Origin of the sequence: Promicromonospora sp. NPDC023805 (assembly GCF_040639635.1) — a bacterium.
GTDB lineage: Bacteria > Actinomycetota > Actinomycetes > Actinomycetales > Cellulomonadaceae > Promicromonospora.
The window spans coordinates 1-19,678 of the sequence record NZ_JBFAAH010000033.1 but is presented as its reverse complement, the minus strand read 5'-3'; the positions used below and the strand labels follow the sequence as shown (position 1 = coordinate 19,678).

General features: G+C 71.3%; 21 protein-coding genes. 10 read left to right on the top strand and 11 right to left on the bottom strand.

Translation table 11 applies throughout. The features are described 5' to 3' along the window. Nucleotides 1-26 precede the first annotated feature (26 nt). The 3 genes from AB0F70_RS24370 (at nucleotide 27) to AB0F70_RS24360 (ending at nucleotide 2,457) form a co-directional block, all read left to right on the top strand. The gene (locus AB0F70_RS24370) at nucleotides 27-1,004 is read left to right on the top strand and encodes a LysR family transcriptional regulator (RefSeq protein WP_357454711.1); all 978 of its coding nucleotides are present in this window, start codon (nucleotides 27-29) and stop codon (nucleotides 1,002-1,004) included. After that, nucleotides 1,001-1,906, top strand: coding sequence for a serine hydrolase (locus AB0F70_RS24365; RefSeq protein WP_357454708.1), 906 nt, complete (start codon nucleotides 1,001-1,003; stop codon nucleotides 1,904-1,906). Before AB0F70_RS24370 ends, AB0F70_RS24365 begins: the two co-directional genes overlap by 4 nt. 95 nt (nucleotides 1,907-2,001) lie before the next feature. After that, nucleotides 2,002-2,457 (top strand): hypothetical protein, encoded by a 456-nt coding sequence (locus AB0F70_RS24360; protein ID WP_357454705.1) that lies wholly within the window; start codon nucleotides 2,002-2,004, stop codon nucleotides 2,455-2,457. Between the two features lie 42 nt (nucleotides 2,458-2,499). Here the strand turns inward: AB0F70_RS24360 and AB0F70_RS24355 are convergent, their stop codons facing one another. The 3 genes from AB0F70_RS24355 to AB0F70_RS24345 all read right to left on the bottom strand — a co-directional run bounded on the left by AB0F70_RS24355 (nucleotide 2,500) and on the right by AB0F70_RS24345 (nucleotide 4,627). Then, the gene (locus tag AB0F70_RS24355) at nucleotides 2,500-3,228 is read right to left on the bottom strand and encodes an alpha/beta hydrolase (RefSeq protein WP_357454703.1); all 729 of its coding nucleotides are present in this window, start codon (nucleotides 3,226-3,228) and stop codon (nucleotides 2,500-2,502) included. 101 nt (nucleotides 3,229-3,329) lie between these two features. Next, the gene (locus AB0F70_RS24350) at nucleotides 3,330-4,115 is read right to left on the bottom strand and encodes a DUF899 family protein (RefSeq protein ID WP_357454700.1); all 786 of its coding nucleotides are present in this window, start codon (nucleotides 4,113-4,115) and stop codon (nucleotides 3,330-3,332) included. A 152-nt stretch (nucleotides 4,116-4,267) separates the two neighbouring features. After that, entirely contained in the window at nucleotides 4,268-4,627 is a 360-nt protein-coding gene (locus AB0F70_RS24345; protein WP_357454697.1) for a GntR family transcriptional regulator, read from the bottom strand. Between the two features lie 52 nt (nucleotides 4,628-4,679). Here AB0F70_RS24345 and AB0F70_RS24340 point away from each other — a divergent pair, with 52 nt between their 5' ends. Further along, nucleotides 4,680-5,594: a hypothetical protein gene (locus tag AB0F70_RS24340; protein ID WP_357454693.1), complete on the top strand. Its 915-nt coding sequence runs from the start codon at nucleotides 4,680-4,682 to the stop codon at nucleotides 5,592-5,594. A 187-nt stretch (nucleotides 5,595-5,781) separates the two neighbouring features. Here AB0F70_RS24340 and AB0F70_RS24335 read toward each other — a convergent pair whose 3' ends face one another. Both AB0F70_RS24335 and AB0F70_RS24330 read right to left on the bottom strand, forming a co-directional pair. After that, a complete protein-coding gene (locus AB0F70_RS24335; RefSeq protein WP_357454690.1) occupies nucleotides 5,782-6,432 on the bottom strand; it encodes a C39 family peptidase in 651 nt (216 codons plus the stop codon). Nucleotides 6,433-6,512: 80 nt separating this feature from the next. Then, nucleotides 6,513-7,535 carry a hypothetical protein gene (locus AB0F70_RS24330; protein ID WP_357454687.1) on the bottom strand — a complete coding sequence of 341 codons (1,023 nt, stop codon included), beginning with the start codon at nucleotides 7,533-7,535 and terminating at the stop codon, nucleotides 6,513-6,515. A gap of 212 nt (nucleotides 7,536-7,747) precedes the next feature. Between AB0F70_RS24330 and AB0F70_RS24325 the strand changes: the two genes are divergently transcribed. Continuing rightward, nucleotides 7,748-8,989 (top strand): hypothetical protein, encoded by a 1,242-nt coding sequence (locus AB0F70_RS24325; protein ID WP_357454684.1) that lies wholly within the window; start codon nucleotides 7,748-7,750, stop codon nucleotides 8,987-8,989. Here the strand turns inward: AB0F70_RS24325 and AB0F70_RS24320 are convergent. Then, nucleotides 8,986-10,095 (bottom strand): pectinesterase family protein, encoded by a 1,110-nt coding sequence (locus AB0F70_RS24320; RefSeq protein WP_357454681.1) that lies wholly within the window; start codon nucleotides 10,093-10,095, stop codon nucleotides 8,986-8,988. The genes AB0F70_RS24325 and AB0F70_RS24320 overlap by 4 nt on opposite strands. Nucleotides 10,096-10,271: 176 nt before the next feature. Here AB0F70_RS24320 and AB0F70_RS24315 point away from each other — a divergent pair, with 176 nt between their 5' ends. Both AB0F70_RS24315 and AB0F70_RS24310 read left to right on the top strand, forming a co-directional pair. Next, nucleotides 10,272-11,519: a hypothetical protein gene (locus AB0F70_RS24315; protein WP_357454678.1), complete on the top strand. Its 1,248-nt coding sequence runs from the start codon at nucleotides 10,272-10,274 to the stop codon at nucleotides 11,517-11,519. 47 nt (nucleotides 11,520-11,566) lie between these two features. Then, nucleotides 11,567-12,118, top strand: a complete 552-nt coding sequence (locus tag AB0F70_RS24310; protein WP_357454675.1) for a DUF1990 domain-containing protein — start codon at nucleotides 11,567-11,569, stop codon at nucleotides 12,116-12,118. Here the strand turns inward: AB0F70_RS24310 and AB0F70_RS24305 are convergent. Continuing rightward, complete coding sequence (locus AB0F70_RS24305) at nucleotides 12,087-12,842, bottom strand: alpha/beta fold hydrolase (RefSeq protein WP_357454672.1); 756 nt, start codon at nucleotides 12,840-12,842, stop codon at nucleotides 12,087-12,089. The genes AB0F70_RS24310 and AB0F70_RS24305 overlap by 32 nt on opposite strands. Nucleotides 12,843-12,924: 82 nt before the next feature. Here AB0F70_RS24305 and AB0F70_RS24300 point away from each other — a divergent pair, with 82 nt between their 5' ends. Beyond that, nucleotides 12,925-13,155, top strand: coding sequence for a hypothetical protein (locus tag AB0F70_RS24300; protein WP_357454669.1), 231 nt, complete (start codon nucleotides 12,925-12,927; stop codon nucleotides 13,153-13,155). Between the two features lies 1 nt (nucleotide 13,156). On the opposite strand, the gene AB0F70_RS24295 is transcribed toward AB0F70_RS24300, so the two are convergent. Continuing rightward, entirely contained in the window at nucleotides 13,157-13,957 is an 801-nt protein-coding gene (locus tag AB0F70_RS24295; RefSeq protein ID WP_357454666.1) for a hypothetical protein, read from the bottom strand. A 247-nt stretch (nucleotides 13,958-14,204) separates the two neighbouring features. On the opposite strand from AB0F70_RS24295, the gene AB0F70_RS24290 reads away from it, so the two are divergent. Beyond that, nucleotides 14,205-14,726, top strand: coding sequence for a hypothetical protein (locus tag AB0F70_RS24290; RefSeq protein WP_357454663.1), 522 nt, complete (start codon nucleotides 14,205-14,207; stop codon nucleotides 14,724-14,726). Between the two features lie 381 nt (nucleotides 14,727-15,107). On the opposite strand, the gene AB0F70_RS24285 is transcribed toward AB0F70_RS24290, so the two are convergent. The 3 genes from AB0F70_RS24285 to AB0F70_RS24275 all read right to left on the bottom strand — a co-directional run bounded on the left by AB0F70_RS24285 (nucleotide 15,108) and on the right by AB0F70_RS24275 (nucleotide 17,353). Further along, entirely contained in the window at nucleotides 15,108-15,344 is a 237-nt protein-coding gene (locus AB0F70_RS24285) for a hypothetical protein (RefSeq protein WP_357454660.1), read from the bottom strand. 187 nt (nucleotides 15,345-15,531) lie between these two features. After that, nucleotides 15,532-16,428: a hypothetical protein gene (locus AB0F70_RS24280; protein WP_357454657.1), complete on the bottom strand. Its 897-nt coding sequence runs from the start codon at nucleotides 16,426-16,428 to the stop codon at nucleotides 15,532-15,534. A 295-nt stretch (nucleotides 16,429-16,723) separates the two neighbouring features. Next, entirely contained in the window at nucleotides 16,724-17,353 is a 630-nt protein-coding gene (locus AB0F70_RS24275) for a hypothetical protein (protein ID WP_357454654.1), read from the bottom strand. A gap of 1,339 nt (nucleotides 17,354-18,692) precedes the next feature. Between AB0F70_RS24275 and AB0F70_RS24270 the strand changes: the two genes are divergently transcribed. Beyond that, on the top strand, nucleotides 18,693-19,343 hold the full coding sequence (locus AB0F70_RS24270) for a DUF4386 domain-containing protein (protein ID WP_357454651.1): 651 nt from the start codon (nucleotides 18,693-18,695) through the stop codon (nucleotides 19,341-19,343). The last annotated feature ends 335 nt before the right edge of the window (nucleotides 19,344-19,678 follow it).

The window sequence follows — 19,678 nt, the reverse complement described above, 5'->3', positions numbered from 1 at the left end:
ATATGGCCCGCGGCTAGGCTCCCGGCGTGGACCTCCTGAAGCATCTCGGCTTCTTCAAGGCAGTCGCCGACGTCCGGCACTTCGGCAACGCGGCCGCCGACCTCGGTATGACGCAGCCGCCGCTGTCGCAGGGCATCCGCCGGCTGGAGCGCCACCTCGGGGTGCGGCTCTTCGACCGGGACGCGCGCGGCGTGCGGATCACCGCGGCCGGACGCCGGCTCCTGCCCGCCGCGCGCGACCTGCTCGACGCCGCCGACGACCTCGTGTCCACCGCCCGCGACCTCGCCCTGCCCGAGCAGGTTCGCCTCGGCATCGCCGCCGACCTGGAGGACGGCGTCCCGCACCTGCTCCGTGCGCTCACGGCCGAGGCTCAGGCCCGGACCGCGCCGCCGCCGCCGACGTCGTCGGCCGAGCCTGTCGAGACCTCCAGGGCCGCCAGAACCTCCGTCGCGCCCACGGTCGCGGGCAGCGTCGAGCTGGTCGACCTCCTGCGGGACGGACTGCTCGACGTCGCCGTCGTGCGGCACCCGGGTGTGCTCGACGGGCTGACGGCGGGCCCCGTGCTCGTGGTGCCGACCCGACTGGTCCAGGCGCCGCTGGTCCCGGCCGACGTGCGCCTGCCCGTCGCCGTCCCGCCCCGGCACCACCAGCCGCCCGCACACGACCAGCTCGTCGATGCGCTGCGGCGCGCGGGGCACAGCGGCGACGTGGTCGAGGCGCGGGACACGGCCCAGCGCCAGGCTCTGGTCGCTGCCGGCCTGGCGGCAGGTCTCCTCCCGGCGTTCCCGGACGCCTCGGGGACCTCGGGAGCGGCGCCGAACGGTCCGGCGGGACCGCCGCTCCGGCTGCGGGTAGCCCTGCCGCTCGCGGCGCAGCGACGGCCGGAGATCGACCACGAGGCGGTAGCCGAGGCGATCCGCGCGGCGCTGAGCCCGGCGTCCGACCCGGCACCTGACCCGACATCGGATCCAGCACGCCGCCCACCGCGCGGCGACGCCGGATGAGCGCTCACGACCCGGCGGTGACCGCCGCGCTCCGGGCGGTGGCGCGCGACGCCGGCGTCACCGCCCGCATCCACGCGACACGCCTGGCCGGCCCGCCCGGTACCGTCGCGCTCGACGACACCGAGCCGGTCGCGATCGCCTCCCTCTACAAGCTGCCGCTCGCGCTCGTCTGGGCGGACCTCGTGACGGCGGGGCGCCTCGCCGCGGACGCGCCGGTGCGGCTTCCGGTGTCGTCCCGCATGCCCGGCCCGACCGGCGTGGCGATGCTGCTCGACGACGTGGTGCTGACCGCGCGCGACGTCGTGCGCCTCATGCTCGCCGTGTCCGACAACGCCTGCGGTGACGCGCTGCTGGCGCTCGTGGGGCGCGAGCGCGCGCACGAGCGGCTGGGGGAGCTGGGCCTGCCGGCGACCCTGGTGCGGCAGGGCTCCGCCGACGAGACGCGGGCGCTCCTGCGGGACACCGGCACCACAACCTGGGCCGGCGCACAGCGGGCACTGGCCGACCCGGACCACGCGGCCGAGACGAGCCAGTACGACCCGGCGCTCGCGAGCGCCGCCACCGCTGCCGAGCTCGGGCAGGTGCTGCGCCTCCTGTGGTCGTGTCGCGGCCCGGCGTACGACCTGGTGCGGGACGCGCTCGCGCACCAGGCGTGGCGGCACCGGGTCGGCAGCGGGTTCCCGCACGACGACGTGGTGCTGCACGGCAAGACCGGGACCCTCGGCAGGCTGCGCCACGAGGCGGCAGTGGTCGGGTTCCCGCACGAGCACCCGGTGGGCGTCGTCGTGCTGACCTGGGCGGCCCGGCCGGAACGGCACCTGCCGGGCGTGGACGCCGCGGTCGGGGAGCTGGCCCGCCTCGCGACGGGACCGCTGCGGATGCCCGACGACGAGGCAGGGTGACGAGACCGGCGGACGAGCAGGGTCGGGACAACCCACCGCCCAGGACGGAGGCCAGCCGGATTCTCCCGGAGCCGCGTCCTGACCAGCATGTACTTATGACCGAAACCAAGCTCCGCACACTGTCAGCGGCCGCCTTCGCGCTCGCCGTCCTCGCCGGGATCGCCGAGGGCGCCGTCTCCGTCGCGGCCATCCACGCCCAGGAGGGCATCGACGGCGACCTCGTCACCCAGATGGCCTTCCGTGGCCTGATCTTCGCCGCGGCGCTCGCGTGCGCCTGGTACCTGGCGGCCGGACGCCGTTGGGCCTGGTGGGCGCTCCTGGCCGGCCTCGGCGTGCTCGGCCTGGCCTCGATGGTGGTGCCCATGGCGGCCGACCTCGCCGGCGGCGCGAGCTGGTACTACACGCTCGGGGGCGACGTGTCCCCGCTGATGCCAGCGATCCGCGCGCTGCACATCGCCTTCGTGGTGGCCGGCGTCGTGACCATGCTGCAGCCGCGGGTGCGGCTGAGCCTGGACGGCGCCGGACGCCCGGACCGCACCGCGGCGGCCTGAGCGCCCGGGCACCCTGGTCAGCAGGGGCCGGCGGGGACAGATTCAGGGCCGGCGGAGGAACTCGCTCACCGCGGCGAGGAACTCCTCCGGCGCCTCGTCGTGCACCATGTGGCCCACGCGGATCTCGGCGAGCCGCCCGTCGGCGACACCCGCCGCGAAGTCCACGAGGTCCGCCTGGTCGACGTTGCTCGCCGGGCCGCCCGCCACGACCAGGACAGGGACGTCGATCCGTAGCCCGGCGGCCCACCACGCCGGGTCGGGCTCGCTGCGCTCGGCGCGCAGCGCGTTGACCAGCGGCCAGTCGAACGGCACCGGGTGGTCTGGCTTCTCGAACGGCTCGAACGCGGGCCCGCCCGGGCGGACCGGGGTGGCGTCCTCCAGGACGAGGCGCGTCACGCGCCCGGGGGAGCCGTCGGTAAGGAGCGTGGTCACCAGTGCGGCGGTCGCGGCGCCCATCGAGTGCCCGACGACGGTGACCGCGGCAGGCGCCGGTGCCAGCGCGTCGCAGAACGCGACGGCGTCGGCGGCCAGGAGCTCGTAGCCATACGTGCCCGGACGGTCGCTGTCGCCGTGGCCCCGCGCGTCGGGCGCGAGGACCCGGTAGCCGAGGGCCGCGAGGTCGTCCAGCAGGGGGTCCCAGGAGAGCGAGCTCTCGCCGAGAGCGTGCAGGAGGAGCAGCGGGGGCGCCGCGGGATCGCCCGCCTCACGGTAGGCGAGGCGCAGCCCGCCGACGTCTACATGGTGGACCGGGTGAAAAGTTGCGAGGGTCATCCGCGCAAGTATGCCCACCTTGCGCGGGTCCGTGCGACGAACCGCACGGACCCGCGCCGGCTCCTGGCTGGTAAGACTGGCTGGTCAGACGGTCAGGACGGTCAGTGGTGGTGCTCGCCCGCCGTCACCGGCGTCGCGCCCGGACGGGTCCACTGGACGGCGGGCCGCCCGCCGTTCCAGCTGTTCCCGGCGCCGTCCTCGTCGGCACGCCAGAACCAGCCCGGCACCTTGCCCTCGGGCCAGCCCTCGGGGTAGTCCTGCCAGGCCTCCTTGCGGCCCCGTGCCGTCATGTCGAGCAGGGCGAGCGCCGGCATGGTCGCCTCGGCCCCGCGTCCCGTGACGGAGCTGGTGAGGAACACCCGGTCGCCCTTGCGCAGGAAGCACAGCCAGGTGCCGAACTCGCCGCCACTCACCGTCTCGTCGTCGGAGTCGAAGACCGAGTACCAGTCCTGCGGGTACCCCATGAACTCGACGAACGGCGCGAGCTCGGCATACGGCGCCTTCGCGAACACCGCGAACGACACACCCCGCGCCTTCAGGTACGCCGGGTCCTGCACCGCCCAGTAGGTCATGGTGCAGCCAGGGCACTGGTTCTCGAACGGTTCGCCCAGGTGCCACATGTGCTTGTAGACGACCAGCTCCTCGCGACCCTCGAACAGGTCCAGCAGGGTGGTCGGCCCCGCCGGGCCGACGACGACCGCCGCACCGTCAACCTCGGTCATCGGCAGCCGGCGCCGGGCCGCGGCGATCGCGTCACCCTCACGGGTGTGCGCCTTCTCGCGCACCAGCAGCTCGTCGCGCGCTACCTGCCAGGCGTCCCGGTCGACGACTGGCGGGACGGCGGCCGTACCGGCCTGCTCGGTGTGGCTCTCGTGCGTTGCGGTCATGACGTCTCCTCGTTGGCCGTGATGTCGGGTCCCACTCCCGGGAGTACTGACGACCGGCCGCACAAGAGTTCATCGGTCGGTCGCCCACCACTTCGACGAACGACACCGGCGCGGATCGACACCGAGCCGAGAGACCCTGACCAGACCCGCTGCTACCGCAGCGCCGCCGAGACGATCTCCAGCGCCTCGGCCCGGCCGATGCCGAGCGCGCGGACCGTCTCCGCGTACGTGGAGGCCGCGCCCTGGGCGAGGGCCAGGCGCTGGTCGCCCGCCGCGCTCACGAAGGTTCCGGCCCTGCCGCGGGTCTCGACCAGGCCCGCAGCCTCCAGCTCGCGGTACGCGCGGGCCACCGTGTTGACGGCGATGCCGAGCTCCGCCGCGAGCGCCCGCACCGTAGGCAGGCGCGTGCCGACGGGCAGGGTCCGGTCCGCCATCTGCTGCGCGAGCGTGGTGCGCACCTGCTCGAACGGCGGAACGGGGGAGTCGGCATCGATGCTGATCACGGCACCCACAGTACAAGTGGTGGGCGTTCAGCACGGCGCGTTCGCGGTTAGTCTCACATCCATGAGCGACGCCTACCCGCGACCCGAACCCACCGAGCAGCGCACCCCCGAAGCGATCCCGCTCGGCACCGCGCCCCGGCCCGCCGACGCCGCAGATCTTGTCGCCCGCGTCCGGGTGGCGCTCGCGGAAGCGCTGGGCGGCCGGGCGGTCGGGCTCGAGCGGGCCGCCGTCGACGCGGTCCTCGACGGCGCCGACGTCGCGTCCGCCGACATCGACCTGACGGGCGTCGTCGTCAGCGCCGACGGCGCCCCCGGACCCGGACAGGCGGGTGGCGCCGCCGACGCCGCGAAGCAGTGGCGCCCCGAGGTGGTCCGGCGCGAGCCGGGCACGCTGCGCCGTCTCCGCGTGGACGCGCACCGGCTCGTCGCGGTGGACCTGCCGATCGACATCACCGCCGAGGTGGAGGGGCTGCGGTTCGACTGGGTCGAGGACTCCGACGGCCGCGTCGGCATCCAGCCGGTGGAGCCGAGTGAGGCGCACCCGGTGGCGGGCCACGCGCGCGTCGCGGTCGACAAGGCGGGCCTGGTCGCGACGGCCCGCGGGCTGCTCACGGTGGTGCTGCTGCAGCAGGGCATCACGCTGACCGCGCTGGACGTCGACCTGGTGTCGCGCGGCCCGCGTGCGGCGGCGCTCCGGGTCGACGCCGCGATCAAGAAGGGCATGTTCCTCTCGGCCCGGGTGCAGGCCACCGCGTCGGTCAGCGTCGACGAGAACATGGTGCTCGCGGTCCGCGACGTGCAGCTCGCGAGCGGCAACCCGATAGTGGCCGCGCTGCTGGGCACCATCAGGGGCCGGGTGCAGGCCGCGACGAGCCGGGACATCGACCTCGCCGAGCAGCTGCCCGACGGCGTCCGGCTGGCCGACGTGCGCCTCGACGTCGGCCAGGAGCTCGTGGTGAGCGCCAGGCTGGCCTGACGTCGTCAGGCCTACCGGTCCGCCTTGATCATGCGGTTGCGCATGCGTTTCGGCTCTACGGCATGCGCAACCGCATGGTCGAAGCGGACCTCAGGCGCTCGCGTCAGCTGGCCTGAGCCTCAACTTGAGGTTGAAGGTTGGCTAACTCTCAACTTCGACTCGAACCTCAGCGCGCCGTCGCGGGCGTTCAGGCTTGCGGCGCTCGGGGCTCGCCGAGGACGATGCCGCGGCCGGCGTAGAAGCGGTCCAGGTCGGACCAGCTGACGCGGGCGTACTCCTGCGATCTCCCAGGGAACCCGGACGGGTCGTGAATCACTACGTGCTCCTCGTCGGCGCCGACGGCGAGCACCAGGTGCCCACCCCGGCGGGGCGGAGCCGGGTCGAGCACGCGGAGAGTCCGGTAGACCGACAGCATCACCAGATTCCCGGCGGCGACGTGCTGGGTGATCTGGTCGATCGGAAGGTCCGGGTAGACGTCGGCGACGAGGCCCCACCGGGCCCGCACGTAGGCGGCGAACGGGGCGTAGATGAGGCCGTCGAGACCACCGTCGTCGCGGTGGACGTAGGCGCCGACCGCTACGCAGTCGGCGGCGAGCCGCATCGGGGTCGGAACGTCCAGGTGCCAGTACCCCAGGGCCATGCGCAGGCACGCCACGCCGCACAGCTGATCGGCCCACCACTCGTACTCCTCGGGGGTGCTCGCCCCGTAGTCGGCCCATCGCGGATCGTCGGCGGCGCGCATGGTGCCGCCGACGATCGCGGGCACGAGCTCGGGAGAGGCCCACTGCGAGTAGTACGGGACCTGGTGTCGGACGGCGGGTGAGGCGGTGTCGGTCACGGCGCCATTCTCGCGCGTCAGACGCTCAGGTCACCCCGGTGACCTGAGCGTCTGACACCTGACACGAGCCGGCCGCTGGATCAGTACGGGTTGTTCACGTAGGCACGGTCCAGCGCCTCCGGGATGCGGAAGTAGTTCGCCGCGAGCCCCGCCGGGTCGGTGGCCAGTGCGCCACGGCCCGGGCCGTCGTTGCCGTCGTCCCAGCCCCACGGCGCGTTCGCCGAGTTCTGCGAGCAGGAGATCCCGCCGTCGCCGCAGCTGCCGGAGCCGTCGCCCGCGAAGGTGCCGTGGCTCGCGAACAGCGATGTGTTGGTGCGCTGCGACCAGAGCCCGCCCGGCGCGTGCACGTCCACCAGGCGGTAGGAGACGTCGCGGTCGTCCGGGTGCTCGGGCACCTCGGCGCGGCCCGCCGGGTAGTAGATGACGCCGTCGCCCCGGATGTCGTAGCCCGGGCGGGCCTTGAGACCGTGCCCCTTGGCCTCCTGGGCGGTGACGGGATGAGCCAGCCCGTCGTGCGGGCTGGTCGCCGTCTGCAGGGTGCCGTCGATGTTCTCGGCGCCGGCGCCCCAGGTGCTGCCCGACGGCGTGTACGAGAAGAAGTCGGTGTGCGCCACGGTGACGGCCCCGCGCAGGACGCCGTACGCCGAGCCGTCCTTCTGGACGGCGACCATGACGCCCTCGGCGTCGTTCTCGTGCTCCGTGTCGAAGATCGAGTCGGACCAGTCCCGCGGGTGGAAGAACATGTAGGTGACGAACCAGTGGGTGCCCGTCTCGAGCACCGAGTAGTAGGCGGTGGCGGCCAGCGTGTGGCTGCCGGTGTTCTCCCAGTTGTTGCGGGCGTGGAGGTCGCCGTCGAAGTCGTAGGCCGCGATGTAGTCCGAGCGACCGCCCAGGGCGTTGGTGCCGGTCTGGTCGACGTCCTGGTAGTGGATCGGCGCCCAGCGCTGCGCCAGGTCGGCGTCGCTCGCCGCGGAGAGCTCCGCGGGCGCCGGCGTAGTCGCCGTCGTACCCGCCGCCGCGGATCCCGCGGCCGTGACGCCCAGGGCTACCGCTGCCGCCGTCGTACCGATCGCGAGCTTGAGTGTTCGTGCAGGTCCAGGCATGTTTTCCCTCGTCCCGATCAGCAGGTGGTGACCTTCCCGCCGAAGACTTCACCCGCGGCATTGCCGACGAGCGAAGTGCGCATGGCAAACGGATGACTACTTGTCTCGCAAGGGCCCGTACCGGACTTTTCGGTACAGGCCGCCGCGCATGCGATACGTTTCGATCGACGACGACGTACCGTGCGCCTCTGGCGCGTCGAGAACCGAGAACCATGACAGTCACGACGACCACCCTGGCCGAACGCCTGACCGACCTGGCCGACCTGACGCCGCTGACCGAGACCACGAGGAGCCCCGACCCAGCGGCGGTGTACGAGCGGCTGCGCGCGAGGTGGGGCAACGTCGCCCCGGTGCTCCTGGAGGGCGACGTGCGGGCCTGGCTCGTGCTGGGGCACCGGGAGCTCGCCACGCTGCTGCGCAACGAGAGCCTGTACTCGCGCGACTCCCGCAACTGGAGCCTGGTCGCGGCCGGCCATCTGGACCCGCGCAGCGGCGTCGGCGCGGTCCTCGCCCCGCGGGACAGCGTCTACTACGTCGACGGGACGCGGCACCGGCACCTGCGCCGTCTTGTCGACGACGCGTTCGAGAGGTTCGACGAGCGCCGCCTCGCCGTGACCGTGCGGCAGTGGTGCGAGAGCACGCTGGACCGGGTGGTGGCCAAGGGCGAGGCCGATCTGGTCAGCGAGTACGCGTGGGCCGTGCCGCTGCTGGCGATGTCCACGATGTTCGGGCTCGACGCGGAGGAGGCGCGGGCGATGCTGGGCCACGCGCGCCGGATCTTCCGCGCCAGGGGTGCCGAGGGTGCCGAGGCGCTCATCGCGCAGAAGCGCCTCGTCGTCGACCTCGTGGCCCGGCGCCGGGAGCAGCCGTCGGACGACATGACCTCGGCGATCCTGCGCCACCCGAGCGAGCCCTCCGACGAGGACGTGCAGAGCGCGGTCTCCACGATGCTCGTCCTGGGCAGCGAGTTCGAGGTCGCGTGGATCACGCAGGCGCTCCGGATGCGGCTGACGGACCCGCGGTTCGACGGGCGGTCGGGCGGCATGCTGTCGGCGTCGGACACGCTGGAGGCGGTGCTCGGCTCCATCCCACCCGCGAGCAACACCGGGCCGCGCTTCGCGATGGCCGACACGACGCTGGGCGGTCGCAGGATCGCGGCGGGCGACGCCCTCGTGCCCGGCATCCTCGGCGCCAGCGCGGAGTCGCGTGGCGCGTCGGGGGACGACCTCTGGCTCGAGCCCGGCAACCTCGCCTACCTCACCTGGGGCGCGGGCCCGCACGCGTGCCCCGTGCGGCGCCCGGCCAGGGTGATCGCGCAGGTGGCGGTCGAGGTGGCGCTCCGCCGGCTCGGCGGGGTGACGCTCACGGTCCCCTTGGACTCGCTGCCCGTCACGGGAACCCTGTGGTCGTCCATGCCGTGGCAGCTCCCGGTGCGGTTCGAGGTGCCCCGCTAGCGCTTGGCCTGCTTGGCCTGCTTGGCCTGCTTGGCCTGGGGCGCCCACCCGTCGGCGCCGGCCAGGTAGTCGTCGATCTCGTGGTCTGCGGCCTGGGCGTCGGACAGCTGCGGCCGGTGCTCGTTCACCACGGCGCCCGGTCCGTGGTTGTCGTGCTCGGCGTTGCTGCCCGCGGCCCAGTCGTAGCCCGACATCGTGGTCCACGGGTCGGTCTTGAGGTAGGTGCCGAGCTGCGTGTCGCGGACGACGGCGCGCGGGTTGTTGTCCGGGGCGCTGGACGGGTGCCAGGGCCGGCCGAGGTAGTAGGAGCCGTCCCGCGCGTCGGACACTATGGCGCTGTCGATGACGAGGAACCCGCGGGCGAACCCGGCAGAGGTGCTCGGCGCCAGCACGTAGCCGCTCGGGTCCGAGGCTCGGGGCAGGGCGTTGATCGTGGTGTCGTCCAGGACGGCGGTGGCGCGCCCGAAGATGAAGTCGACGTCGCCCTCCACGTAGCTGTCGTGCACGTACACGCGTCCCGGTGTGGTCGCCGAGGGGGAGTCCAGGTAGAGCGTGTCCTGGTTGCCGAGGAACCGGACGTTGTCGAACTCGACCCGGTCGGCGGCGGTCTTCACGGCGACGGCCTGGTGGCCGCTGAACTCCGGGTGCGCGGCCTCGTCGAACGCGTTCTCGAAGGTCACGGCCTCGGCGCGGAAGTCGGCGCCCTGGACCGTCACCGACGCGCTGCCGCTCGTGCCCCACGTGCCGCCGCCGGGCTTCGGGGTGCCCGCGGCGCGGTCGTCGGTGATGACGACGTCCTCCGGATCGCCGGTGGAGCCCAGGAACGAGAGCCGCTGGTGCGCCGAGTCGATCACCACACGTCCCGCGTACCGGCCGGGCTCGAAGACGATCTCCACCCGCCCCGCGAAGTCCGTGGGCGCCAGGTCCACGGCCTCCTGGGCGCCGGTGGCGTCCCCGCTGCTGTCGGCCGCCACGACTATGCGGACGACGTCGTCGGCGGGTGACGGCTCGCACGCCGACGCCGCGCCGCCGCCCAGCAGCGGCGCCAGCGCGAGCGTGGGGGAGAGGACCAGGGCGAGCGCGGGCAGGGCGAGAGGTGCGGGCATCGTTGCCTCCAGGGCTGTTGCGTTCCTGTACTGAGAAACCGGTTTCTCGGTACAGGAAAGCACAGCGCGGGTGACAGGACAAGGCTTCGAGTTCATTACAGTGCATTGGACATGAGGTACATTCCGCCTAAAAGCCATGGTGCGCGATCTGTCGCGCCCAGAACCCCAGGGGAGCCATGACAGTCACGACGACCACCCAGTCGGAGCGCCTGATCGATCTGGACGACCTGACGCCGCTCATCGAGACCACCACCAGCGCCGACCCGGCGCAGGTCTACGAACGGCTGCGCGCGCGGTGGGGCAACGTGGCCCCCGTGCTGCTGGAGCCCGGCGTGCCGGCCTGGCTGGTGCTCGGACACCGCGAGCTGGTCACCGTGCTGCGCAACGAGAGCCTCTTCGCGCGGGACTCGCGCAACTGGAGCCTGCTCGTCGACGGCACGGTCCGCCCGGACAGCGGCGTCGGCGGCGTCCTCGCCCCGCGCGACGGGATCTACTACGTGGACGGCGTCCGGCACCGCCACCTGCGCCGTCTCGTCGACGACGCGTTCGAGAGCGTCGACGAGCACCGGCTCGCGACGATCGTCGAGCAGTGGTGCGGGATCGCGCTGGACCGGCTGCTGGCCAAGGGTGAGGGCGACCTCGTGGGCGACTACGCGCGCGCCGTCCCGATCCTGGTGCTGTCCACCATGTTCGGTCTCGACGCCCCGCAGTCCCGCGACATGCTCGGCCACGCCCAGCGCGTGTTCCAGGCCAAGGGTGCGGCTGGCCGCGAGTCGCTCAACGCGCAGCGGGCGCTGATCGCCGACCTGATCGCCAGCCGCCGCGCGGAACCGTCGGACGACCTGACCTCGGCGATCCTGAACCACCCCAGCGCCCCCACCGACCTGGACGCGCAGAGCGCCGTCTCGGCGACCCTGATCCTGGGCAGCGAGTTCGAGGTCGCGTGGATCACCCAGGCCCTGCGCATGCGGCTCACCGACCCCCGGTTCGACGGGCGGGCCGGAGGGCTGCTGTCCGCGCCCGACACCCTGACCGCTGTGCTCGGCTCGGCGCCTCCCGCACCCAACGCCGCGCCCCGCTTCGCGCTCGCGGACACGACGCTCGGCGGCCGGAAGATCCTGGCCGGCGACGCGGTAGTGCCGGGCATCCTCGGCGCGAGCGCGGAATCGCGCGCCACCGGCGACGACATCTGGATGGAGTCGGGCAACCTCTCCTACCTCACGTGGGGCGCCGGCCCGCACGCCTGCCCCGCCCGCCGGCCCGCCACGGTGATCGCGCAGGTGGCGGTGGGCGCCGCCTTGCGCCGCCTCGGCGGCGTCACGCTGACGGTCCCGCCCGAGGAGCTGCGCTCCGCCGGGACGCTGTGGTCGTCGGTGCCCCGGGAGCTCCCGGTCCGCTTCGAGGAGCAGCGCCCGGCGCGGTGACGTCCCAAAGCCGCAGGCTTCCCGGGTGGGGCCTCTATGCTTCCCGGGTGCAGCTGACCCGGCCCGACCTCGCGCGGATCCTCGACCGGTCGGCTGCCAGGCGGCCGACCGCCGAGCTCGCCTGGCTCGACGCGCCACCCGCGAGAGCGCGCGTGCTGCGCGAACGGGTGGTGCTCGGCCCCGACGCGTCGCTGACCGCCACCGCCGACGCGCTCTTCGGCTGGCAGATCCACCGCGGCGCGGGGCTCGTCATCGTCCCGTCCGGTCACGCCGACGTCGGCGTGACGGTGGTGCAGGCCGTGCGGGCAGGGCCGCTCTGGTTCGCCGCGCCGTGCCGGGTCGTCGACGTCGTCCGGACGCCCGACGAGACGGGCTTCACCTACGCGACGCTGCCCGACCACCCGGAGACGGGTGTCGAGTCGTTCCGCGTGCTGCGCGACGGCGACCGGCTCGTCTTCGAGATCCACGCGGTGGCCCGGCACGACTTCTGGGGCTCCCGGATCCTGCCGCGGATCGCCCACCGGGTCCAGGACCGGGTGACACGCGGCTACCTGGACGCCGCCCGGCTCAGCGCGGGAACTCGGCCAGGAAGTCGGTGACCAGCGCCGTCATCTCGTCCGGACGTTCGAGGTTCGGCAGGTGGCCGGCCCAGCCGAGCTGAGTGTGCTTCGCACCAGGGATGTGCCCGGCGAGGTGGTTCGCGACGGCGCGGAAGTGGTCGAGGTCCTGGCCGCCCGAGACGACGAGGGTGTGGGCGGTGATCGACTCCAGGTCGATCTCGGGCCCAGCCTCCTGGTGGATGGCGTCCCCGGCGCCGAGCTGAACCTCGAACGCGTGCCGCTGCATCGTGCGCAGCAGCTCACGGGCGTCGTCGTCGGCGTCGGGCCCGAGCCAGGTGGCGACGTTCAGCTCGGTGGCGCCGTCGACGTCGCCCGCCTCGAGCAGCGCGTCCTCGCGCCGCCCGAACCGCTGCAGGGAGCGGGTGGCGGGCAGGGCGAAGGCCGAGTTCAGCAGGACGAGGTGGGACACGAGGTCCGGCCACTCGGAGGCGAGCTGGAGCGCCACGTTCCCGCCCGCCGACGCCCCGACGATCGCCACCGGGCGCTCGCCGAGCGAGCTGAGCAGCGTCCGCACGTCGCCCGCGTTGTCGAACGGTTCGCTGGTCAGCGGCGTGGTGCCGTAACCGCGCAGGTCGCACCGGATCACGCGGTGGTGCAGGGCGAGGGAGGGTCGCTGCGGGTCCCACATCCGGGAGTCGGCGACGCCGGCGTGCAGGAGCAGGACGGCGGGCCCGGCGCCCGTGACGTCGTGGCTGAGAATCATCCGCCGACCGTAACGGTGGCGGCGCTGAGCTGGCCAACGCATTCGATGGACTCCGGTGTGGGCGACGGGTAAGATCGAACACATGTACGAATCAACGGAAGGTCAGGCGCCCGGCCGGCCAGGCGCGCAGGCGGTGGGCTCGCCGGTCGACGCGGCGTTCGCCGCACTGCTCGACGAGCTGTTCACCGGCCCCCGGGTCACGTACTCGCCGGTCCGGGAGTCGCCCACGTACTACGGGGGTCATGCGTACGGACGTCGCCGGCACCGGCGCTTCGTGCTGCGCGCCGGTGTCGATCTCGACGATCCGCGCTGAGCTACAGCACCACCGCGAGCACCGCGGCCACCAGGGCCAGGGCGATGCCCACCCAGGCGAACGTGGTAGCGGTAGCCGCCTTCTTGGTGGCGGCGTCGGCCGCCTCGCGGGCAGCGTGTGCCGACGTCGTCGCGGCGTCCGCGGCAGCCTGAGCGGCTGAGGCGACGGCGCGCGCCGAGTCGAGGTCGGTGCGCAGCGCGCCGGTCGTCGAGGTGAGCTCGTCGATCTGCTCCCGCAGCCGCGCGGCCTCCTCGCGGGCAGTGCCGGCGGACTGCTCGATCGCGGTGGCGAGCTCGCCTGCCGCGGTCTCGCGCGCCTGCTCGATCGCCTGGGTGAGGGCCTGCTCCTGCGCCTTCGCCTGTGCGACGCTCTCCTTGGCGATGAGCTCGCGCAGGTCCGTGGCCTGTTCCTTGAGGTTGACGGTCAGCTCGGCGCGGACCTCCTCCGGGGTCAGGGGCTTGTCCGGCTTGGCGAGGTAGGCGTCCGCCCAGGTGCGGCGTGACCTGCTCGGCCGGCCGGACTGCGCGCCGTCGTCGGCGGCAGGCTTCTCTTCGTCGCTGAGGCGGTCGAGAGCCTCAGCCGCGGCCTTGACCGCCGGCGGGGTCTCGACCGGCACCTTGGCGCCCTTTGCCGCCTTGGGCGCCGCGGCCGCCGCCACGGGTGCGGAGTAGTCCGCGTCCTCGCTGTCGTTCGACGCGGACTCGGGAATCTTGATGGGCTTGGTCAACAGTGCCCGGAGGCGGTCCATCCGCTCGGCCTTCTCGCCGCCCTCGCTCGGAGGCGCGTCGCTGTCGCTGCTCATGGGCAAAAGGTACTGCTCTGCCCGTTCTAGGTCGACCACCTCGACGGGCGCGGCGTCTTACCTGTGCCGATGCTTGACGTCGGGCGGCTCCCGCGAGAATCGACGCGGCGAGCAGTGCCACAAGACTGTCGGGACCTTCGCTGCGGCACGGGGGACCTTCGTCCCTGCCACGCGCGGACCTTGCGGAGAGACGTTGGAGCTGTCTCCCCGTACCCCTCGAGCAACTGAACCCAGGCAGGAAGCAGCCATGCGTGCACTAGTGGTCTACGAGTCCATGTTCGGTAGCACGGAAGCCGTCGCCCAGGCGGTCGCAGGAGGGGTCCAGGAATTCATGGCGGTCGACATCGTGGAGGTGGGCGCGGCACCCGACGCCGTGCCCGACGAGGTCACCCTGCTGGTGGTCGGCGGGCCGACCCATGCGTTCGGCATGTCGCGTCCGGCGACCCGGATCGATGCCGCTCGTCAGGCGCCCGCGATCATCTCGCTGGAGCGCGGTATCCGTGAGTGGCTCAAGGGCCTCCCGGTCCGGACGAGCGCGACCCAGGCCACCGCGTTCGACACCCGCGTGACGTCGCGCGTCACGGGTTCCGCCGCACGTGCGGCGAGCCGCCGGCTGGACCGGCTGGGCTACCTTCTCGTCGCGGTTCCCGAGGGCTTCCGGGTCACCGGTGTCAAAGGGCCCCTGGTCGACGGTGAGCTCGACCGGGCGCGGGCCTGGGGCATGGCCCTGGGTGTCGCGGTGGCCGCACGTCAGGCCAGCCGGTCATGAGCGCCGTCCACGAGGCGTGCCCTGGAGCTGAGCCGACGGTCGAGCAGTAGCACGCCGGCACAGGTGACGAGGGCTAGCTGTGTCTTCAACGTGTGCTGGACACCTCTTCGAAGGACGCGAGCAGGTCGGGTGGTGGCCGACGGCGGATCGTCACCGTCGAGGTGAGATGCGCACTGTCGCGAGACACGAGGCCGAGCTGACAGCGAAGAGCGCCGACGCGCCGTACTTCTGACGTTAGGCGGCGTCGACCGCAGGTCCGCTCGCCGTGAGCGACGACCATGCCAAGTTCAACTTCCTGGGCGCCCGGACCGGCGGGCCCGGCCGAGAGATGCAGCGAGAACGTCTCGTGGAGTGCGGTTAGCACGGCTGCGGTCGAGGGGCTCATCGCGCTTCCGCTCCCGCGGTCGCCGTCCAGGAGGCGAGTATGCGCAGCGCCTCGTCGGACGGCGATCCGGCCTCGGCCGTCAACACCATCAGCCGCTGGCCGCTGCCGTCGGGGCTGGACCACGTGTCGCAGTCGAGGGTGAGGTCACCGACGAGTGTCGGTGAGCAGGTCGAGCAGACGCCGCATCGCCGGGCGCAGAGTCTGGCGCGTGCGGCGACGGCGCGGGCGGGCATCGGCCTTGTCGGCGACCTCGTAGAGGTAGCGCTGCGGGTCCTCGTCGAGGCGCAAGGCCGCCTCGATTGCCGTCACGGCCACCGCATTGACTAGTCCAGGATGCTCACCGAAGGCGTCATACTCGGCCATGGCAACCCGTGGGGTCATCCGGGCACTCGCACCCGCCGACTTGAGCGCGGGATCTGATCAATCCTGGTAGTAGGTCACTTCGGAGCGCACGGTGGCGCCGTGCATGCGATGCAGCCGACGTAGTTCCCAGATCGCGATGAGGATGCCGATGAGCGGCACCGGTACGGTCAAGAGGTACCAGCCGAGCTCGCCGCCGCCAGAGAATGTGAAGTAGGTCGCCGCGAGGTCGCCGGACTCGGCGAAGTCGAGATCGAAGATCTCGAATCCGAGGAGGCCGAAGGCGAGGTAGGTGCCGAAGACGCCGATGGCGATGAGCGCGCGCATCGTCGGGTGCCCGTCGATGGCTCGGAAGTAGTTGGTGGCGATCGATCCGGAACCCGAGAGCACGATCCAGCCCATATAGAAGAGCAGGCCGATCAACATCCCCTGCAGCACGCAGGCTGCTATCCCCAGCGGCAGCAGCGCCAGGCCGGCCAGGATCTTCAGTGGCCACCAGTCCTCGGGGAGGAGGAAACTGGCGAGGGCAGCCGCCGCGAGGGCGTCGACCAGCAGAAGCGGGAGAAGCACTTTCAATGGCGTCATGATCATCCAGCGCGCCGGGGCGAACGCGATCTGGGCGCACTGGTACACCGCCTTTCGGTTCCCGGGCCGCGCTACCACGAGCAGGAAGATCGTGACGATCCACATCACGACGAGCACCAGGAGGAACGCGATCAGGCCATCGGCCATGGTCTCCAGCGGGCCCAGGACGGCCCAGTTCTCGACGGTGCGCTCGGCTGCGTCCCGGGGTAGGGCACTGAAATACCAGAGGGCGAGGAAGATCAGCATGCCGCCGGTGCCGCGCAACCCGGCGACGGTCTCCATCGTCCGGTCCCTCTGCCCGTCGAAGAAGCTGTAAGTGGGTTGGACCATCTCGGTCCAGCCGTCCCGCGCCAGCTGGAACCCGACGCCCATACCCTCGAACCAGGCTTTGACAACTTCGAGCATGACAGGAGCTCTCCTCGCACGGTTCGGATATCCCGGGACGGTGTCGCATCAGCGAGTGGCATCGAACGTTATTGAGCCAGCCGACCGGGCACAACGGAGTCCGGGGTGAACCAGCGGGTGAACTGACGCGGCGAGCGCTGGTGTCGATGCGGGTGAGAAGAGCGGTGGCCCGTCCCGGCAGTGTTCCCAACGGTGAAGGTAGGTCTTCGCGTCGGGGGTCGGCCTTCGGGGGCTGACGTCGTCGGGGACTCGGACAGGCGGGCTACTTGGACACGACGTGCCGGAGCGTTACAGAGGCGTCGCGCCCGATCTTGTAGGTGCCACCGGTCGTCGTCACCGTGATGTGCACTGCCTCGATCTCGCCGGCCTCGGATCCATCGGCGAGTATCAGCGTTCTGCCTGCGTGATGAGCGGCCAGCGACACACTCTTGATCTCCTTTGTGATCACTGTCCCGGGATGGCTTGGCGAGGGCTTGGTCCAGTTCTCGATGTCCGGAGCGCACTTCTCACAGCGGCGACGAGTGCGGGGCAGTGCCTCGAGCTCGTGCCGGTGGTACAGCGTCGGGCCGGGCCGGATGGTTGCGTTGTACTCCCCGGCGCCGAATCGTTCGAGGAGCGCCCGCCAGGCCGACATGCGATCGAACCGCTCGCGCACGATCGAGCAGTTGAGGGTGTGCACGACGGCCGATCTGAACTGCGCGTATGTCTTGCCGTCCGCGACCGCCCGGTCAAGCTCGGACTGCTCCCCTTGGATCATTTGTTCGCCCGTGTTCAGCCACTCCCGGTCAGCCTCGTCCTGGGCTGCGAGTGCTTCGTCCTCGGCGCCGCGAGCTAATGAACCCATCACCAATTGGCTGTAGGGAAAGACCGTCTGCTCTGTCTCGTCGGACATCAGCTCGCCTCTTTTGTTGTTTAGGGCGAATCCTTGCATCTATTGGCGGCGCGCCGGTGATAACACGTAGTGATCGACGGTGGTAACGTCCTCGTCTCTGTCGTCTGGATTTCGGCGCCGGCCGCGGGCTAGCAGGCGGCGGAAAGGTCCTCCGTCACCGGGAACGGCTGTCCGGTGCCGTCGTCCTGACGCCCGAGGGCCTGGCCTCGGGGGAGGGGCTGATGCCGTGCAGGTGATCGAGGATCCGGTGCTCGTTGCGCAGCCAGCCCGCGGTCTCTTGGGTAGTCGCTCCTTTGACAGACGCGGCGCTGCGATCGCTGAACGTGACGCCGAGCCGGTCCGCAGCCGACAACCCGAACTCAGGTGCGCGCCAGGCCACAGGGCTCTGTCCAGAGGCAGTGCCTAGCGTGCCGCTGGGCATCTGAGATCAGTGCCCACATCCTCGTGCTCGTTGGCAAGCTCGGTGTTGTTACTGGCCGTGGACGCCGTCGCCCGCGACATTGCATATCGACGACTGCTCCCTGAGAGCATTGAGCCGTCGAGGGTTAATCGCCGAGCAAGAACGCAGGGCAAAGCTCTGCGTGATCCCGAAGCGCGTGCTCACTTCCGTCGAAGAAGATTATGGTCCACTCGTCGATGTCAGCGCGGCTGATGACTCGCCCAGGCTCCCACTGGCCGGGCTTCCATCGGGCGGCGAAGATCCGCGTTCCGACGGGGTAGGGGTCGTTGGCCTCCAAGAAGTCAAGGGTGAGCTGGTCGGTGTCACGCGGCCCGACATGCGTCTTGTCGATGCGTTGTTTGTTCGGGCTCGACCGCAGCCCACATCTGCGCCAGAGCGGAGACATAGTCGACGCCGCTGCGTTCAGGCAGAGCTGGCCGCGACGCGGAGCCCATCAGCCGGCTCGCTTGAGGCGGCTCGTCCCTGTACCCGTGGGCTGGACAGGGCGGGGGAGCAGCGCAGGGAAGGGCTGGAGGCGCTGCGCGGACGACGGTTTCACCACTGCCGCCCATGGAGAGACGTCCTGGGGTAGGTCCGGGTCGGCAGGCCGCGCGTTCGCTGGCATCCGTTCCACAACGTATGCCCCCGTATGCCCCATATACCCACGGTTGCATTCAAACGGCAGCAGTGCCGCGCCCAGATCGGCCGCCGGGGTGGGCGGGATTCCTCAGCGCGAAATCCACGGGTCCACGCACGACGCGGCCGATTCCTTCCACACCCGGGTAACTTGCGGCCCGCGACGGGGTGAACTAGCCCCGGGTACTGGCCTGCGGTATCCGACCCTCATAGCCGGGCCTCCCTGTAGGTACCGCGAGTTCCCACCTGTTTGAGGAGCCGGACATGACTACGAGCATCGCCCCGCCGACCGGTCCGGCTCGAAGAAGGATGATCGCGGTCGCCGTGGGCATTCTGTTCTTCGTGCAGATGGCCACCGCCATGGTGGGCACGTCGTTGATCCAGGCTTTTGTGGACGGCGACACCGAGAGGGCGCCCCTGACGGTCGGTGTCCTGCTCATGATGTGTTCCGGCCTTGCTGTCGTAGGCATCGGCCTCCTGATGTACCCGGTCCTGAAGGCCGTCGACCAACGGCTGGCCATCTGGTATCCGGTGCTCAGGATCACCGAGTTCACGGTGTCCGCGGCTTGCGGTGTCTACCTCCTGACCCAGTTGGAGGTGGTCCCGAACCACCTGCTGTGGGTATACATCCCGACGGGTGTCGGTGGCGTGATCCTCAGCTATCTGCTGTTCGTCTCGAGTCTGGTTCCTCGACCCGTCGCAGTACTCGGCTTGGTCGGGTACGGCCTGTTCTCCCTCGGAGTTCCGTTGGACCTCCTCGGCGTCCTGAACATGAACGAAGGGCTCGGCATGCTGATACTCCTCCCCGGATTCCTGTTCGAGCTCGTCGTGCTGCCGCTCTGGTTGATCACGAAGGGATTCAGCTCTCGGTCGCACGCAACGGACTCCACGTCACCGCTGGCGGCAACGAGCTGACCGACCCGCGAGAGCTCCCATGGTGTCGCCCCTCGGTGTGGCGCTCGCACTAGAGCCCGGCCGGGCGCTCTGGGGGCGGTCGTAGGGGTGATGTTCTGCGGCAAGGTCGAGCCACGTCGCTGCGGACCGTGCATCGAGATGCTCGTTCGCGATGACGGCAGCCTGGGCCAGAAGGTCGGACATGCCGTACAACGTAACGGGACTCTCGTAGCCTCGGCTGAGACCCGCACAAGACCCGTACTAGGGCCTGTTTGGGATTGTGGTCCTGACCTGCTGGTTCGGCATGATGCGGGGTCGTGAGCGATGCGCGACGCCATGACCTGTCCGACGAGATG